17 protein-coding genes are annotated in these 17,274 nt (G+C 40.6%); 6 read left to right on the top strand and 11 right to left on the bottom strand.

Features of this window, described 5'->3' with window-relative positions; translation table 11 throughout:
• Positions 1-18 precede the first annotated feature (18 nt).
• Together rpsT and EKB01_RS01775 are read left to right on the top strand one after the other, a co-directional pair.
• Positions 19-255 carry a 30S ribosomal protein S20 gene (gene rpsT, locus EKB01_RS01780; RefSeq protein ID WP_001274000.1) on the top strand — a complete coding sequence of 79 codons (237 nt, stop codon included), beginning with the start codon at positions 19-21 and terminating at the stop codon, positions 253-255.
• 52 nt (positions 256-307) lie between these two features.
• Complete coding sequence (locus EKB01_RS01775; RefSeq protein ID WP_167265454.1) at positions 308-841, top strand: DNA topology modulation protein; 534 nt, start codon at positions 308-310, stop codon at positions 839-841.
• A 16-nt stretch (positions 842-857) separates the two neighbouring features.
• On the opposite strand, the gene metG is transcribed toward EKB01_RS01775, so the two are convergent.
• From metG to EKB01_RS01755, 4 genes are all read right to left on the bottom strand, one after another.
• Positions 858-2,855: a methionine--tRNA ligase gene (gene metG / locus EKB01_RS01770; protein WP_167265452.1), complete on the bottom strand. Its 1,998-nt coding sequence runs from the start codon at positions 2,853-2,855 to the stop codon at positions 858-860.
• Between the two features lie 136 nt (positions 2,856-2,991).
• Entirely contained in the window at positions 2,992-4,251 is a 1,260-nt protein-coding gene (locus tag EKB01_RS01765; protein ID WP_167265450.1) for an ABC transporter permease, read from the bottom strand.
• 1 nt (position 4,252) lies between these two features.
• Positions 4,253-4,954 (bottom strand): ABC transporter ATP-binding protein, encoded by a 702-nt coding sequence (locus EKB01_RS01760; RefSeq protein WP_049477654.1) that lies wholly within the window; start codon positions 4,952-4,954, stop codon positions 4,253-4,255.
• A complete protein-coding gene (locus EKB01_RS01755; protein WP_167265448.1) occupies positions 4,938-6,122 on the bottom strand; it encodes an efflux RND transporter periplasmic adaptor subunit in 1,185 nt (394 codons plus the stop codon). The genes EKB01_RS01760 and EKB01_RS01755 overlap by 17 nt, the downstream gene beginning before the upstream one ends.
• Positions 6,123-6,389: 267 nt before the next feature.
• Here EKB01_RS01755 and gor point away from each other — a divergent pair, with 267 nt between their 5' ends.
• Positions 6,390-7,736 carry a glutathione-disulfide reductase gene (gor, locus tag EKB01_RS01750; RefSeq protein WP_167265446.1) on the top strand — a complete coding sequence of 449 codons (1,347 nt, stop codon included), beginning with the start codon at positions 6,390-6,392 and terminating at the stop codon, positions 7,734-7,736.
• 143 nt (positions 7,737-7,879) lie between these two features.
• Complete coding sequence (locus EKB01_RS01745) at positions 7,880-8,416, top strand: biotin transporter BioY (RefSeq protein WP_000709012.1); 537 nt, start codon at positions 7,880-7,882, stop codon at positions 8,414-8,416.
• A gap of 86 nt (positions 8,417-8,502) precedes the next feature.
• Here EKB01_RS01745 and EKB01_RS01740 read toward each other — a convergent pair whose 3' ends face one another.
• The gene (locus tag EKB01_RS01740; protein ID WP_167265444.1) at positions 8,503-12,909 is read right to left on the bottom strand and encodes a Cna B-type domain-containing protein; all 4,407 of its coding nucleotides are present in this window, start codon (positions 12,907-12,909) and stop codon (positions 8,503-8,505) included.
• A gap of 558 nt (positions 12,910-13,467) precedes the next feature.
• Between EKB01_RS01740 and EKB01_RS01735 the strand changes: the two genes are divergently transcribed.
• Positions 13,468-14,025, top strand: coding sequence for a TetR/AcrR family transcriptional regulator (locus EKB01_RS01735; protein WP_167265442.1), 558 nt, complete (start codon positions 13,468-13,470; stop codon positions 14,023-14,025).
• A gap of 33 nt (positions 14,026-14,058) precedes the next feature.
• Here EKB01_RS01735 and EKB01_RS01730 read toward each other — a convergent pair whose 3' ends face one another.
• Positions 14,059-14,277: a YdbC family protein gene (locus EKB01_RS01730; RefSeq protein ID WP_049479683.1), complete on the bottom strand. Its 219-nt coding sequence runs from the start codon at positions 14,275-14,277 to the stop codon at positions 14,059-14,061.
• Between the two features lie 97 nt (positions 14,278-14,374).
• On the opposite strand from EKB01_RS01730, the gene EKB01_RS01725 reads away from it, so the two are divergent.
• On the top strand, positions 14,375-14,695 hold the full coding sequence (locus tag EKB01_RS01725) for a hypothetical protein (protein WP_084939773.1): 321 nt from the start codon (positions 14,375-14,377) through the stop codon (positions 14,693-14,695).
• 27 nt (positions 14,696-14,722) lie between these two features.
• On the opposite strand, the gene EKB01_RS01720 is transcribed toward EKB01_RS01725, so the two are convergent.
• The 5 genes from EKB01_RS01720 to EKB01_RS01700 all read right to left on the bottom strand — a co-directional run bounded on the left by EKB01_RS01720 (position 14,723) and on the right by EKB01_RS01700 (position 17,259).
• Positions 14,723-15,061, bottom strand: a complete 339-nt coding sequence (locus EKB01_RS01720; protein ID WP_001196045.1) for an ATP cone domain-containing protein — start codon at positions 15,059-15,061, stop codon at positions 14,723-14,725.
• Between the two features lie 11 nt (positions 15,062-15,072).
• The gene (gene trmD / locus EKB01_RS01715; RefSeq protein WP_033585994.1) at positions 15,073-15,792 is read right to left on the bottom strand and encodes a tRNA (guanosine(37)-N1)-methyltransferase TrmD; all 720 of its coding nucleotides are present in this window, start codon (positions 15,790-15,792) and stop codon (positions 15,073-15,075) included.
• Entirely contained in the window at positions 15,782-16,300 is a 519-nt protein-coding gene (rimM, locus tag EKB01_RS01710; RefSeq protein WP_061599233.1) for a ribosome maturation factor RimM, read from the bottom strand. The genes trmD and rimM overlap by 11 nt, the downstream gene beginning before the upstream one ends.
• Positions 16,301-16,373: 73 nt before the next feature.
• Complete coding sequence (locus EKB01_RS01705; protein ID WP_167265440.1) at positions 16,374-16,925, bottom strand: hypothetical protein; 552 nt, start codon at positions 16,923-16,925, stop codon at positions 16,374-16,376.
• Positions 16,915-17,259 carry a MazG nucleotide pyrophosphohydrolase domain-containing protein gene (locus EKB01_RS01700; RefSeq protein WP_167265438.1) on the bottom strand — a complete coding sequence of 115 codons (345 nt, stop codon included), beginning with the start codon at positions 17,257-17,259 and terminating at the stop codon, positions 16,915-16,917. The genes EKB01_RS01705 and EKB01_RS01700 overlap by 11 nt, the downstream gene beginning before the upstream one ends.
• Positions 17,260-17,274: the final 15 nt, after the last annotated feature.

Below are 17,274 nucleotides of genomic sequence, written 5' to 3'. Positions count from 1 at the left end.
AATATGGAGGTAAGAACATTGGCAAACATTAAATCAGCTATCAAACGCGCTGAATTGAACGTTAAACAAAACGAAAAAAACTCAGCTCAAAAATCAGCTATGCGTACTGCTATCAAAGCTTTCGAAGCAAACCCTTCTGAAGAACTTTTCCGTGCTGCTAGTTCAGCTATCGACAAAGCAGAAACTAAAGGTTTGATTCATAAAAACAAAGCAAGTCGCGATAAAGCTCGTCTTTCAGCTAAACTTGCTAAATAAGAAACAGTCCATAGAGGCTGTTTTTTTGACCTCTAATCAGAAAAGGTAGAAAATGAAAATCGCAATCATCGGATATTCTGGAGCTGGCAAGTCAACTCTAGCTGAAAAGTTGTCAAACTACTACTCCATCCCCAAACTGCATATGGACACACTCCAATTTCAACCTGGTTGGCAATATAGTGACCGCGAATGGATGTTGACCGAGATGAAAAACTTTCTCACAAAGCACGAAGCTTGGGTCATCGACGGCAACTACTCTTGGTGTTGCTATGAAGAAAGAATGCTGGAAGCTGACCAAATTATCTTTCTCAACTTTTCACCATGGACTTGTCTCTTTCGAGCCTTTAAACGGTATCTCACATACCGAGGCAAGGTCAGAGAAAGTATGGCTGCAGGTTGCCCTGAACGCTTTGACTGGGAGTTTATCCGATGGATTCTCTGGGATGGACGGACAAAGAATGCCAAAGAACGTTATCAACGGGTTCAAGAAACCTATCTAGAGAAAGTAATTGTCCTCCAGTCTCAAAAGGAGATAGACCACTTCTTAGATAATCTCGTACATAACAAGAAAAACCAACGTGCCTAACGTTGGTTTTTTGCTTTTACCCAATCACACTTCCATTTGGTACAGCTGGATCCACTGTGAGAAGGGTTAATTTGCCATCATGTTCAGCTGAGAGAATCATCCCTTGACTGACATATTTCTTCATCATCTTACGTGGTTTGAGGTTGGCAACGATTTGGACTTTCTTGCCGACCAATTCTTGTTCGTTTGGATAGTATTTAGCTATTCCTGAGAGGATTTGACGGTCTTGACCATCACCAGCATCTAGGCGGAATTGGAGCAACTTATCAGAACCTTCCACTTTAGACACTTCTTTGACTTCTGCGACACGGATCTCAACCTTGTCAAAGTCTTCGAACTTGATTTCATCCTTGTTGAGTCTGAGTTCAACTTCATCTGGATTCCATTCTTTTTCGACTGCTGGTTTATTACTTTCCATTTGTTCCTTGATATAGGCAATCTCTTCTTCCATGTCCAGACGTGGGAAGATTGGTGTTCCTTTGGCAACAACAGTCACACCAGCAGGGAAATCTGCCAAGCTCAAGTTTTCCAGGCTAGAAACTTCTGCTAAGCCAAGTTGTGCCAATACAGCGCGACTAGTTTCCATCATAAATGGCTCAATCATGTGAGCTACAACACGAAGGCTGGCTGCCAAATGGCTCATAACACTTGCCAATTGGTCACGGTGCTCTTCATCCTTAGCCAAGACCCATGGGGCTGTCTCATCGATGTATTTGTTGGTACGTGAGATAAGAGTCCATACTGCTTCAAGGGCACGTGGGTAGTCAACTGCTTCCATGTGTGTATGGTAGTCAGAGATAGATTGCTCTGCTACTTGAGCAAGAGCATTATCAAATTCAGTCACACCCTCTACATAGGCAGGGATTTGCCCATCAAAATACTTGTTAATCATAGAAACTGTACGGTTAAGGAGGTTTCCAAGGTCATTGGCCAATTCATAGTTGATACGGCCGACATAGTCTTCTGGAGTGAAGGTTCCATCTGAACCAACTGGAAGGCTACGCATGAGGTAGTAACGAAGTGGATCCAGTCCATAACGTTCTACTAGCATTTCAGGGTAAACGACATTCCCTTTAGACTTAGACATCTTGCCGTCTTTCATGACGAACCAACCGTGGGCAATCAAGCGGTCAGGCAATTTCATATCCAACATCATGAGAAGGATTGGCCAGTAGATGGAGTGGAAACGAAGAATGTCTTTCCCTACCATATGGAAGACCGTTCCATTCCAGAACTTGTCGTAGTTAGCATGATCCTCTTGACCGTAACCAAGAGCAGTCGCATAGTTAAGGAGGGCATCGATCCAAACATAGACAACGTGTTTGGGATTAGATGGAACTGGTACACCCCATGTAAAGGTTGTACGAGAAACCGCTAAGTCTTCCAAACCTGGCTCAATAAAGTTACGCAACATTTCATTGAGACGACCATCTGGAGTGATGAAGTCAGGGTGAGATTTGAAAAATTCAACTAAACGGTCTTGGTATTTGCTGAGGCGAAGGAAGTAGGATTCTTCAGAAACCCACTCAACCTCGTGACCTGATGGAGCAATACCGCCCGTTACATTTCCAGCTTCATCACGGAAAACTTCCGCAAGCTGGCTTTCTGTAAAGAATTCCTCATCTGAGACTGAATACCAGCCAGAGTATTCACCCAAGTAAATATCATCTTGAGCAAGCAAGCGTTCAAAGACCTGAGCCACTACTTTTTCATGGTAGTCATCAGTTGTACGAATGAATTTATCGTATGAGATATCGAGTAATTTCCAGAGTTCTTTGACGCCAACCGCCATCCCATCAACATAAGCTTGAGGTGTAATCCCAGCTTCTTCTGCTTTTTGTTGAATCTTTTGACCATGCTCATCAAGACCTGTCAGATAAAAAACATCGTAGCCCATGAGGCGTTTGTAGCGAGCTAGGACATCACAAGCGATGGTTGTGTAGGCAGAACCGATATGAAGTTTACCAGATGGATAGTAAATCGGTGTTGTAATATAAAAATTCTTTTCAGACATAATTTTTCCTTTCCAGGCAAATGAAACCTGTTTTTCTAACACTTCATTATATCATATTTTTAGTGATTTTCGATAGGAAAATCCATACAAAAACAAGACAGATAAATGTCCATCTTGTTTTTTTCTGTTCTATATCTTATTCATAACGAAGGGCTTCGATTGGATCGAGCTTAGAGGCTTTATTGGCCGGCAAGACTCCGAAGATCATCCCAACGCTGGCTGACACAGCCAAGCTAAAGAGAGCGATTGGGAGGGACACCCCAACTTCGATACCTGCAATCATATTTTGCAATAGGATACCCGCTAACATTGTCAAGCCTGCTGCACTAACTAGGCCAATGATACCACCTAGCAAGGTCAAGATCATGGACTCAATCAAAAACTGAACTAAGATATTAGCCCGTGTAGCTCCGAGAGCTTTCCGCAGACCAATCTCACGCGTGCGTTCTGTCACCGAAACCAGCATGATATTCATAACACCAGTTCCTCCGACAAAAAGAGAGATTCCTGCAATGGCACTGATAATGGTGGTCATAAAACCAAATAGTTGTTGTACCTCTTGGAAGGCGGCAGTTGCATCCGCAACTTGGTACTCTCCTTGTTGAAGACCTGCAATCTCAGTCAGTTTTCGAGCTAACTCCGGACCCAAGGTCTGCGTTAGACTAGTATCATTGACACGAAAGACGATGTTCGAGATTTCATCAGTATTAAAATTGGCTGCGAGAGAGATGTTAGTCGTAATTGGAAGACCACCAATCCCAAAGGCTTTCGCAGTTTTAGCTTCATTACTAGTATAAACACCAATCACACGGTAACTAAATTCATTAACAGAAATGATTTGATTAACTGCAGCTTCGGGACTATCAAACAAACTCTTGGCTAGTTCTTCGTCCAGCAAAATCACACTGGCAAATTCCTTGTAGTCTTGCGGTCTTAGACTTCTACCCGCAACGATTTCATTTTCAACTGCGTTCATGTAGGTGCTATTTCCGCCTGTCAGAGTCGCTCGTTCAACCTTCTTATCCTTATAAGATAGGGTAACGTTGGTCGAGTTGGTGACATAGTAACTGTCTACTCCTTTAAGTTTAGCAGCCTCCTTGACCCAAGACTCCAGTGGTTTTGGTGGTTCAACATGAACATCCTCTTCTTTCCCACTGACTGTCAAAGCGGATTGTTTCTGCGTAAAGGAGCCGTCCTTGCTTTTAATAGGGGAGAAAAAGACATGGATATCCTTCTGTGATTTGGTCATGTTTTTATTGACCTGACGAGACATGGAGTCTCCCAGAGCCATGATGACAACGACAGACGAAACTCCGATGATAATCCCAATCATGGTGAGGAAGGAGCGCATCTTGTGGGCCATGATGGATGAAAAGGCAAATTTCAGATTCTGCATCTTAGTTTTCCTCCTTTTCTACCTGAGCACTGTCGGACGAGATGATCCCATCACGAATAACAATCTGGCGTTTGGCATAGGCAGCAATCTCAGGCTCATGCGTGACCATGATAATGGTTTTCCCTTCCTTGTTTAACTCCACCAACAGCTGCATGATTTGATTTCCCGTCTTGGTATCCAAGGCTCCTGTAGGTTCGTCTGCTAGGATGATAGAGGGATTATTTACCAAGGCACGCGCAATCGCTACACGTTGCTTTTGACCACCTGATAACTCGGAAGGCAAATGATGACTGCGCTCCGTCAGCTCAACCTTTTCCAGAAATTCCTCAGCCAATTTCCGACGTTTTGAAGCCGAAACACCAGCGTAAATCAAGGGCAATTCGACATTTTGAAGAGCATTAAGCTTGGACAAGAGAAAGAACTGCTGAAAGACAAAGCCGATTTGCTGGTTGCGGACCTTGGCCAATTGTTTCTCTCCAAGACCTGCCACTTCTTGACCTTCAAGATAGTACTCTCCACTAGTTGGTGTATCCAACATTCCGATGGTATTCATCAACGTAGACTTACCAGAACCAGAAGGTCCCATAATGGCAACAAACTCACCTTCATGAACTTCTAGATTGATATTTTTAAGGACCTGCAGTTCTTGGTCACCATTTCGATAACTCCTACAGATATTTTTGAGACTAATTAGTTTCTTCATCAGCCTTCACCTCTTTTCCTTCTTCCAAGGAAGATGTTGGATTACTGATGACCTTGGCACCGTCTGTCAAACCTGAAGTAATTTCTTGGTTGTCTGCGTCCGCATTCCCCAAAGTAACTTCTACCTTCTTTACTTTTTTCTGGTCGTCAACGGTCCAAACATAGTTTTTGTCATTTTCAGTAACAACACTTGTCAAAGGAACAAGGATGGCTTTACTCTTGTTTTTGACTTCCACACTGACAGAGAAGCCTTGTTTCAACTCACCGATATCGCTAGTCACATCAACAGTATAAGGGTACTTAGATCCAGTATTTCCTCCAAGGGCTGCATTCGCTGCTTCTCCATTGTTTTTAGGATAATCAGAAATATAGCTGATTTTTCCTGTCCAGCTCTTATCTTGGTAAACCTTCGAAGTAAAGGTAACTTCTTGGCCTACAGAAAGGTTAGCAAGGTTGTATTCAGACAACTCCCCTTTGACCTGCAAGTTTTCATTACTTACGACATGTACTACCACTTGGCTATTACCTGTTGGCGATTTGGAAACATTACGATTAACTTCAACTACAGTCCCTTCTAGTGTACTGAGGACAGTTGCAGCATCTAGCTGAGCTTGAGCCTTGTTGAGTTGGGCAACAGCATCTGCACGGTTATCCTTGGCATCACTGATTTGAGAGTCGATAGAGGATACGGAAGAAGTCGCTGCTTGCGCTTGTTCTGGGAGTCCAGCTTCTGCTGGAACTTGTGGAGAAGCTGGTGCAGCTGATGCATTCTCACGAGCTTTGTTTAACTCCTCGATATGACGGTCTGCCTTTGCAACTGCACGATCGGCTGCATCATAGGCAGCTTGAGCATCTGCACTGCTGTATTTGACCAAAGCTTGCCCTTCTTCGACCTTGTCTCCAACCGAAACGAGAATTTCATCTAAATCTCCCTTACTAGCATCAAAATAAACGTATTGTTCATTTTTTGCTGTAACCGTACCTGACAAGAGAACCGATGAAGCAACAGAACCTTCCTTAGCAGTAACGATATGAGAGGTTTCCTCCTTGATTGCTGACTGGGAAGGTTGTCTAAAAATCAAAATCCCCGCAGCACCGATAACAATAGCACTGGCAACACCAATCGCTGTGTATAATTGCCATTTTTTTGCCTTCTTATTTCTTTTCATTTTTAAGCTCCTTTATTCTTTTGCCTTACAAAAACCATTATATCAGAAATACCGAGACCAAACAATGACAGTTCAGATGGAAACAATGATAGTTCAGGATCATTATTTCGTTCGGTATTCGTTTATTGGATTATTGTGCTAGATATATAATACAATATCTTTTTGAATTTGGCAAGCGTTTTTATAATTTTTTTTATCGTAGCAGATTTTTGCATTCAAAAAATAAAAACGATAGAATATGACTATCAAAGCTATAAGGAGTTTTCTATGAGAGAATATGATATCATCGCCATCGGTGGAGGGAGCGGTGGCATTGCCACTATGAACCGCGCTGGCGAACACGGTGCTAAAGCAGCTGTTATCGAGGAGAAAAAATTAGGTGGAACCTGCGTCAATGTCGGCTGTGTTCCTAAGAAAATCATGTGGTATGGAGCTCAAATCGCTGAAAGCTTCCACCACTACGGCCCTGACTATGGGTTTACGAGCTCAGATGTTCAATTTGATTTCGCAAAACTTCGTCAAAACCGTGAAGCCTACATCGACCGTGCTCGCTCATCTTATGATGGAAGTTTCAAGCGCAACGGTGTTGATTTGATTGAAGGTCGTGCTCATTTCGTTGATGCTCATACGGTCAGCGTTAATGGTGAATTGATTCGTGCCAAACATATCGTGATTGCGACTGGCGCTCGTCCAAGCATTCCAACTATCCCTGGAGCTGAACTTGGTGGTAGCTCAGACGATGTCTTTACTTGGGAGCAACTTCCTGAATCCGTTGCGATTCTTGGAGCTGGCTATATCGCCGTTGAATTAGCAGGTGTTCTCCACGCGCTAGGAGTAAAAACTGATTTGTTTGTCCGTCGCGATCGTCCCTTGCGCACTTTTGACAGCTACATCGTTGAAGGACTTGTCAATGAAATGGAAAAAACAGGTCTACCTTTGCACACACATAAGGTACCCGTCAAGCTCGAAGAAACGGAGCAAGGTATTACCATTCATTTCGAAGACGGTTCTAGTCACACTGCCAGCCAAGTTATCTGGGCTACCGGTCGCCGTCCAAATGTAGACGGTCTGGAGATAGAAAAGGCTGGCGTCACACTCAACCAACGTGGATTTATCCAAGTAGATGAATACCAAAATACAGTTGTAGATGGCATCTATGCTCTTGGAGATGTTACTGGTGAGAAGGAACTGACCCCGGTAGCCATCAAGGCAGGACGTACCCTATCTGAACGCCTCTTCAACGGGAAAACAAATGCCAAGATGGACTACACGACTATCCCTACTGTTGTCTTCTCCCATCCAGCAATCGGAACGGTTGGTTTAACTGAGGATCAAGCCATCAAAGAATACGGCCAAGATAACATCAAAGTCTACAAGTCAAGCTTTGCATCTATGTACTCAGCCGTTACAAGCCATCGTCAAGAGTCTCGCTTCAAACTCATCACCGCCGGTGATGACGAAAAAGTTGTTGGACTTCACGGACTTGGTTACGGAGTGGATGAGATGATTCAAGGATTCGCTGTTGCCATCAAGATGGGAGCAACCAAGGCGGACTTTGATGCTACAGTAGCTATCCACCCAACCGCTTCAGAAGAATTTGTGACCATGCGCTAATTATCGCAAGAGACCTCTTGAGGTCTCTTTTTACTTGCAAAATCGGCTGTTACAAAATTGTTACCTTGATTTCATAAATAGGTTGACTTTTCTTTCTAAATTAGTATAATAGTTACTATAATTTTGAAAAGAGGTTAACAGTTTTGAAAAAAGCTCATATCTATGCTATCCCTGCTATCGGTGCTGCTCTCATCGCTGTATTGGCACAAATCAGTCTCCCTATCGGTCCTGTACCTTTCACTTTGCAAAACTTTGCGATTGGTCTGATTGCTACTGTTTTTAGACCCAGAGAAGCTGTTCTATCTGTAGCTCTCTATCTCTTGCTGGGTGCCATTGGTTTACCTGTTTTTGCAGGGGGAGGAGCTGGATTTCACGTTTTAGTCGGCCCAAGTGCAGGCTATCTTTGGTTCGACCTTGTCTATGCTGGACTTACATCTTATCTCATCCATCAAAAAAGTAGCTACATTCGCATTTTCCTAGCCAACCTCTTGGGCGATTCACTCGTCTTTGTCGGAGGTATTCTCAGCCTCCACTTCCTTGCCGGGATGCCATTTGATAAGGCACTAGCTGTCGGTGTCCTTCCCTTTATCCTCCCTGATCTTGGTAAGATTATTGCCATTAGTTTCATTAGTCGTCCCCTACTCGAACGATTGAACAGCCTTCCATATTTTTCAAGATAAAAGAATAGTCCAGAACAATTGTTCTGGACTATTTCCTTTCTAATTACTTCCTAAGAACTAACTGAAAATTAACTCTCTTTTAGAGATTATTTATTTTTACGGCTTACAAAGTACAATCCACCAGTCACTGCCATCAAAGCAAGTCCTGCAACTACTGCTACATTAGATGCTTTTTCACCAGTGTTAGGAAGTTGAGGTTTTGAACCTGGTTTTCCTGGTTCATTTGGTTTACCTGGTGTTGGTTTTTCTGGAGTGTGTGTATTTGTGATATTGAAGCCTTCTACTTTAGATGAATAACCTTCAACCGGCACTTCTTCTACAGAGTACTTGATTTCTGTATCTTTAGTATCTTTATAACGCTCAAGACCAGTAAACTCATAAGTCCAACCAGTTGCTTCTGAAGCTATTGCAGTTTTACCAGTATCTTTACCATCCGCAAGAAGTTTCACAGTGATAGAAGATGGACGAGCGTCTTTATGGTTTTCATCACCTTTCCAGATCTTATGACCTTTTACAGATGTTTTCACTGGTGTGTATTCATTGGTAACTGTGTACTTACCATCTTTGTCCGTAGTAACTGTTGAGGTATATTCTTTCACAGCCACTTCTTTGACAGTGTACTTGATTTCTTGACCATTTTCATACTTAGGAAGTTTTTTAGATTCAAACTTCCAACCAGTTTTTTCTGAAACTTCAATTTCTTGAACGACTTTATCGCCATTAAGAATTTGAACTTTCACTTTATCTGCACGTTTGCCGCTTTGGTTGTTGTTATCATCCCAAACCTTAGTTCCTGAAAGGATAACTGTATCTGGATTGTGAGTGTTAGTCACTACTTGACCAGTCACAGAGGCTTCATAGCCAGCTGGTACATCTATTTCATCGATAGAGTAAGTGATTTCTTTACCAGCTTCGTATTGTGGAAGATTGGTGAAGGATGCTACCCAAGTGTTAGCGTCTGTCTTATCCTTAACTGTCAAGGTCAATTTCTTACCTTCAACGGCTACTGGTTTAGATCCATCTACAGATTTGAAAAGTTGAACCGTTACGGACTCAGGACGTTTACCGTCTTGGTTGTTCGCGTCGTTCCATACTTTTGTTACCTTGTAGTCGATTTCTTTTGGTGCATATTTGTTTGTGATGGTAAAGTCTGTAATAGTTGATTCGTATTCTGCTACGGCTTCTTCTGTTACAGTGTATTTGATTTCTTTACCAGCTTTATATTTTGCTAATTTTTCGAATGTAGCAGTCCATGTTCCGTCTGTGGCTGCTTGAACCTCTTTCGAATCGACTTTCTGACCGTCTGCTAAAAGATTGATTGTAATCTTAGTTGGACGTTTGCCGTCTTGGTTATTCGCGTCATCCCAGTTCTTAGTTGCTTTTACATCAACTGTTTCTGGAGAGTAACTATTTGTGATAGTGAATCCTGATGCAGCGTCACCAGTAACCTTAGAAGTGTAACCAGGAACAGTTACTTCTACTACTGTGTACTGGATAGGTGTGCCGCCTTTATCAGCATCAAGGTCTGTGAAGCTTCCAGTCCAACCGTTTGCGGCATTGAGTTCAAGTGTTTTACCTGTATCTTGACCGTCTGCAAGCAATTTAACTGTGACAGAAGATGGGCGTTTACCATCTTGGTTGTCCTTATCATCCCATTTTTTCGTCACAGAAACCGAAGTTTTCGCTGGAGTGTATTTGTTTGTAAATACAAGATCTTTTGCTTCTTTTGAAACCGTTGCTTTCAATTCAGTCGCACTTACTTTTTCAACCGTTACTTCAACTTCTTGAACTGTCTTATCGTAAGTGATTCCTGCTTCAGATCCAGCAACTTCTGAGATAGTGTACTTGTGAGTTCCTACTTGGCTCTCATCATATGAGATTGGTGAGAAGGTCACCGTTCCATCAGCAGCGTTTGTTACTGTTTCAAGCTCTTTATCGCCTTCTTTCAGAACAAAGCTGTATTTACCAGCTTCAAGAGCTTTTCCTTCAAGAACTTTCTTAGCTCCAAGAGTTACACTTGTAGCCCCTGCTGGAGTGTAAGTGTTCTCGAATACTTTTTCACCGTCATAAGCAACGGTTGCTTCAAGGACACCTTTACCATTGTCCACTACAGTTACTGTAGCTGTGATGGTTTTAGTATCGTACTGGATACCTGTAGCAGTACCCGCTTTTTCAGCAATTTTATAAGTATAAGTGCCTGCTTTGTCGAATTCCAATTCTGAGAACTTAACGTTTCCGTCTTTGTCATTCTTCACGGTTTCTTTCACATCACCGTCTTGGCCTGTCAAAGTGAACTCAAATTCATCAGCTTTCAACTCACGTCCTGTCAACTTCTTAGTCACTTCAAGAGCTGCTTTTGCTTTTGAAGTTCCATAGCTGTTATTGAATTCTTTGTCCGCTGGGTAAGTCACATTCGCATGAAGTTTTCCTTCGCCGTCATCTGTAACTTCTACTGTGACTTTAACTTCAAGATTATCGTAAGTCACACCATCAACAGTCTTACCAGCGTTTGTTTCAACAATGGTATAGTTGTATGTACCAGCTTTAGTATATTCGATTGGAGCGAATGTTACTTTACCGTCAGCAGTGTTCTTCACTTTTTGAAGTTCTGAACCATCTGCATCATTCTTCAAGACAAACTCAAATTCATCAGCTTTCAACTCACGGCCAGTCAACTTCTTAGTCACTTCAAGAGAAGCTGAAGTTTTTTCAGCAGCGTAAGTGTTTTCGAAAGTCTTATCATCACTTTCGTAAGACACAGCTGCAGCCAATTTCCCTTCAGAGTCTGCTGTTACAGTGACTGTAACGCCAACAGGGTTAGCATCATAAGTAACACCTTTTTCTGTTTTATTGGCTTTTTTCTCAACGATGTGATAGTTGTATGTACCAGCCTTGTCAAATGTCAATTCAGCAAACTTAATGTTTCCGTCTTGATCGTTTGTTACTGTTTCAACAACTTTATTTGTCTTATCATCAAACAAGTCAAATTCAAACTCGCCAGCTTTCATCGCACGACCAGTCAATTTTTTAATTGCTTGGATCTGAGCTTTTGTGTTGTTGCGTTTGTTTGTGACTGTTTTGATAACACCTTCTTGACCAACAGTTACTTTGATTGGAGTAGAATCCAATTGGTAACCTTTAGGAGCTTCAACTTCAGTGATGGTGAATTCACCCTTTTTAACGTCTTCATCAGTGTAGATTTTAGACTGGGCAACACCACTAGCGTCTGTTGTTACTATTTCTTCTTTAGCTGTAATTGCACCTTCTGGAGGAGTGATTTTAAATTTAGCTCCTGCAAGACGGTCAAGTGATTTTTCATCTACTTTATACAGCGTAATACGGTAACCAGTTTTCAGTTGGATAGTACCACCTGATGTAACTGTTGAGTTACCAATAACTTTTGTAATAGTTTCAGTACGATCATCGCTCACTGGAAGAACTTTATCATCAGCTGTGATTTCAGCATTGTTTTGAACTTTTGTTCCGTCAGCTGGCGCTGTTGTGTTATAGACGATACGGAATGCTGCTGCTTTACCGTTTGTAGCACGGATAGCTTTAGCATTATTAAAGGTAATAGTGAACTCAGTGTAAGAATCATTCCACTTGATTTCGTAGTCTTTACCTGCTTCAAGAGTTACATCGTCAACTAAAGCGTATACCTTGTTGTAGTAACCAGCTGTAACCACGATTGATTCAGGGATGATTTGCATTGGAGAGTAGTCTTTGTCAACCCAGTCGCGAACTACAATCTTGTTGTACTCAGCTTGTTTAGGGTTTACACGAAGATTCCACTTGTGAACATAATCTCCTGATTTTCCAAGGAGAGCTGATTCCCATTTTTCTTTATTGATAGTACCATTAACTTTGCTAATGTTTGTTTTACCAATACCCTTAGAATAGTCCTGTTCTCCACCTTTTTTGAACTTCATCTTAAAATTGACATCATCTTTTGTTTCTGTCTTATCAAGTTGAATTGATTCTTCTTCTGTTTCTTTCTTAGAGCTGAAAGCTACGTAGAAGGTACCTGAAACACCACGAACATCTGTACCACCTTTTTTCTTAAGGTACTCAGCAAGGTTTTTCAAAGTAATGGTAACTTTACCACCTTGGTTGTCACCATTAGAAACAACTGTTGCATCACCTACAGCAGTATCAGTCTCTTTATCTTTGAGTTCAAAGGTTTCAGCACGAACAGATAATGGAGCTGGAATAGTGAATGTAAAGGTATCACCATCCTGCAGTTTTCCATCATAAGCGCTCAAATCAAAATCAGCAGCAAACTTATAGTTTTCGTAAGATTGATTTTGTGGTGATAGGTTGTAAACTCCTTTAGCATCTGGTGTCACAAACTTACCATTATCAGTCTCCCAAATTCCTACTTTGGTAATGACATTTTTAAGTTCTTGTGCTTGAACTGTATTTGTCAAAGCAGCAGAACCCAATAAAACGAGTAGTGGCGTTAAAATATAGAGCCACAATTTCTTAAATTTCATGACTTTCCTTTCTAAATGATTGAAATTGATGAATAGTGCATCTTCTTCTCCCAGTAGGCAACACCCCTTTCAATCGCATGATTTGTTACACGATAACATACTTGTAACACTTGCTTTGAAAAACAATTACACTATTATAGTATTTAAAATATTTATTCAATTCAATCTTTAGCAGGAGTATCATTACTCTTGGTCAGATGGAAATATAGCAAAATATCGTCCATGACTATTGTACTACATATCGTTGAATATTTTTATTAAAATCTTTTTATCTATCAAGTTATTTATTTACACGATGTCAACTTTTTTGATATATTATCTTATAACACCATATAAAAAGTGACTATCCTAAGAATTGTCTGAAAATACTGATATAATAGGAGTTTGCAAATAGTACTAGCTCCCCGTAATAATCTGTTATTTATAATGAATCTATGATATAATAGTCTTATAAAGGCTTTCGAATAATCATCTATTCAGTTTATTTATGCTAAAAGGAAAACTTGGGGTAATACTAAATCTAGTATTTTTAATATTTATAGATAGGAAGGTAAAGCTATGGCAAATAAAACTAGAGAGTTAATCTTAGATGCTTTTATCACTCTTGCAAGGACAAACCCTCAGCGAACTTCTTTTACCATGACTGAGATTGCTGCAGAAGCTGGTATTTCCCGCCAAGCGATTTATCAAAAGCACTTTAATAACTTTGAAGATATTATCGATTATATCCACAAGGAGACTGATCAACAGATCTTTAATAATTTTAACAACTACTGTCCTGAAAGAGATGGCGATCCCATCACTTTCTTAGCGGACCACATTCTTCCTCTCATCTATGAAAAGCGAGAAGTCGTCGGTACCTTGTATACCACACAAGTCGACCCATGTTGGAAGGAGTTTCTGCGTGGAACATACTCTGAGTGGGTACTAAAGAATGTCAATTACCAACTGAAATATAATTTTAGTAAAGAAGACATCGCTTATATCATTACGACCATGGCAATCTCTTTCATTGAAGTCTGGATTCGTAAAGATAATCCAATTCCACCTGAAGAGTATAGAGAGACTTTCATTCAATTGTCTAAGACTTCTCTCTGTGACTATATTGTGTCCTAAAAAAAGAATCTTGAGTTGCACTCAAGATTCTTTTTATTGTTGCCCTTTAAAGGCATCGACCATTACCTGAAATTCTTCATTGGAAAGCGTGATTCCTTTGCCCATTTTGGTATGGTCAGGACTCCAAGAACGAATATCAAACTTTGCAGGGGCACCATTAAAACTAACTCTATTTAGTTCTTTGGTCCATCCTTTGTCATTTTCAGACAAGGTGAGCAAGTGTTCTTCGATTTCAAATGTAAATTCTGCCATTTTGTTCTCCTTTTTAGTTTTCATTAGATTATTCGAAAAATCTTGTAGTTTTTAAGAAAATTTTATATAATGTGGATATATAAGAAGGGAGGATTCTATGAGACAGGCATTCCAACTAGTTCTAGATAAACTACATAGTTTTCTCAATGGGAATGATGATCATCCTCAAATCGAGGACAACTCCCTCACTGCTATGATTGAACAAGCCATCCAGAAAAAGACGGCTGTTCATGTGATACTTGCAGAAACAAGTTTTACGGGTGATATTGTCAAACACGACGTCAATCGCCAACAAATTATCGTCAAGAATTTTTCAAAAAACGTGACTCGAATCATTCGTATCAGTGATATTAAACGGCTTCGTTTCGTTCCCTCAACCGTACAAAAAGCTCAGAAAAGTCTATTTAAGAAAGAGTGAGATGTTCTCTGCATCCCACTCTTTTTCTTAACGGATTTGTTCAAAATGAAGGTGCACTGCGATATGGTCGCCATAACCACTTCTCTCCAAATCGCGTTGCAAACGATAAGAGATATAGTGTTCTGCAATGGTAATGTAGCCAGCTCCAAGTAAGCGGTGCTCAACCATTGATTGGATCATGCTGATAGTGGCACGTTCTACTTTTGCTTCTTCCAAGTCCAAAACGACTTTTTTAGTAACTTGAGCTAAGTTTTGACGTAAGTCATCAGTCAAAACATAAACTGTTTGAGCTGCTTTTAGGACAGCTTGGTAAATTTTATCTGGATCAAATTCAGCAATTTCTCCATTACGTTTGATTACTTGCATAAGGTTCTCCTTTATTCTTTGTTTTCTTTGATTTCAGCCAGCATCTTTTCTTCTTCAGCTGTCAGTTGATAGTTTTCTAGCAGGTCAGGTCTGCGCTCGTAGGTTTTCTTTAGACTCTCATACAGTCGCCACTGGCGAATCTTTTCATGGTGCCCACTCATGAGCACATCTGGCACGACCATGCCTCTATAGTCATAAGGGCGAGTGTACTGAGGATATTCGAGAAGTCCTGAAGAAAAACTATCATCCTGGTGACTAGACTCCTTACCAATCACTTCCGGAATCAGGCGAACGGTCGCATCAATCATGGTCATGGCCGCCAATTCTCCTCCAGTCAAGACATAGTCTCCTAGGGAAATTTCATCGGTTACCAAGGTCTTGATGCGCTCGTCATAGCCTTCATAGTGACCACAGATAAAGATCAGTTCCTCTTCCTTAGCCAAATCCTCAGCGTAAGCCTGATCGAACTGTTTCCCAGCAGGATCAAGAAGAATGACACGGGGATTTTTCTTTTCAATAGCATCAAAGGCATCGAAAATGGGTTGGGCCCGGAGTAACATCCCCTGACCGCCTCCGTAGGGCTCGTCGTCAACATGACGGGCTTTTTCAGCGTATTCTCTGAAATTATGGTACTGGATATCCAAGAGCCCTTTTTCTCGAGCCTTTCCAACAATCGAGTGCTCCAACGGAGAAAACATCTCAGGAAAGAGGGTTAAAATATCAATCTTCATCATCTAGTCCTTCTAAGATTTCCACTTCGACCCGCTTGTTTGGAATATCAACATTGAGAACTACTGGCGGAATGTAAGGTAAAAGCAAATCACGCTTACCTTTTCGTTTGACCACCCAGACATCATTGGCTCCAGGTTGTAGGATTTCCTTGATGGTTCCAACCAAGTTATCTCCCTCGTAAACATCCAAACCGATAATCTCGTGATAGTAGAATTCACCATCATCTAAGTCATTTAGGTCTTCCTCAGAGACCTTGAGACTGTATCCCTTGTACTTTTCAATCGCATTGATATGGTACATATCTTTGAACTTGATAATGTCAAAGTTCTTCTGCTTACGATGACTTGCAATGGTCACTGTTTGGACAAACTGATCTTTTTCATCAAATAAAGCCAGCTCTGCCCCTTTTTTAAACCGTTCCTCAGCAAAATCAGTCACAGACAAGACTCGCATCTCACCTTGTAGACCCTGCGTATTAACGATTTTTCCAACATTAAAGTAGTTCATCTTGTCTCCTGTATCTATTTCTATCCTTTATTTTATCACGTTCCAGGGATTTTCACAAGTTGAAGAAAATCAGCTATAATCCCAAAATTGCTAGTAGTTTCCTCTTCAATGTTAATTTATATTTGAAAGAAGAAATGTTTATATTCCCATTATACATATTACTATAAAATGTATACTCCCCAATTTGACCTTGACTTGTCTTCCATTTCATTCTTAAACTAGGTATAGTCTCAGGTAAATTTGTATGAATTAATAGGCATGTATAATTTTTTAAATTTTTAACTGTATGTATTTTATCATGAACGACTAAACGATTACTTTTTGAATCATAGATTAAAGAATAAAATTCTACAATTTCAATATCAACTTCTTTTGGATAAAAAATCAAATGGTTATAATGTTTATCATTTTTATTATGTTTAAACTCATAAATATGATGAAATCTCGTATGTAAGGAATCAAATTCGATTGGTTTAATTTCCTGAATTTCGATATTATTAATATAGGCCTTATTCTGGAAACTAATTTTTAAAATTACACCGATAAAAGTCGAAATCTGTATAATTCGCAATAACCAATCAATATACATCGCCCAGTCTATTTTTAAAAAATAGTCAGTGTCCATTATTTCTCAAATCTCCCTTCAAAAAGCCTTCCAAATCTCGTTCATGTTGGTACTTAATGGCAGCCTTCTTATCTTTGTCAAAGATGGTTTTGGTTAGGTCAATATCGTTGATAGCCGCGATTGCGACGGTGTAATGAATGATATCAGCCAGTTCTTTGGCTAGTTCCTCATTTGAGTCCTGAACGCCCTTTTTTCGACCGGAGCGCCCATTCAAGACCTCTGCTACCTCTCCGACTTCCTCCACTAGCTTGATAAAGAGGCCTTCCTCAGTCCGAGATTGCTGGTAATGTTCGAGTAAGTAAGCTTGTAATTGTCTAAACGTTAAATCCTTCATTTTCTCCTCCTTACA

Source organism: Streptococcus sp. CCUG 71758, assembly GCF_011714815.1.
Classification (GTDB): domain Bacteria; phylum Bacillota; class Bacilli; order Lactobacillales; family Streptococcaceae; genus Streptococcus; species Streptococcus halitosis.
The sequence above is the reverse complement of the archived record's forward strand: the minus strand, read 5'-3'. Positions and strand labels throughout refer to the sequence as shown.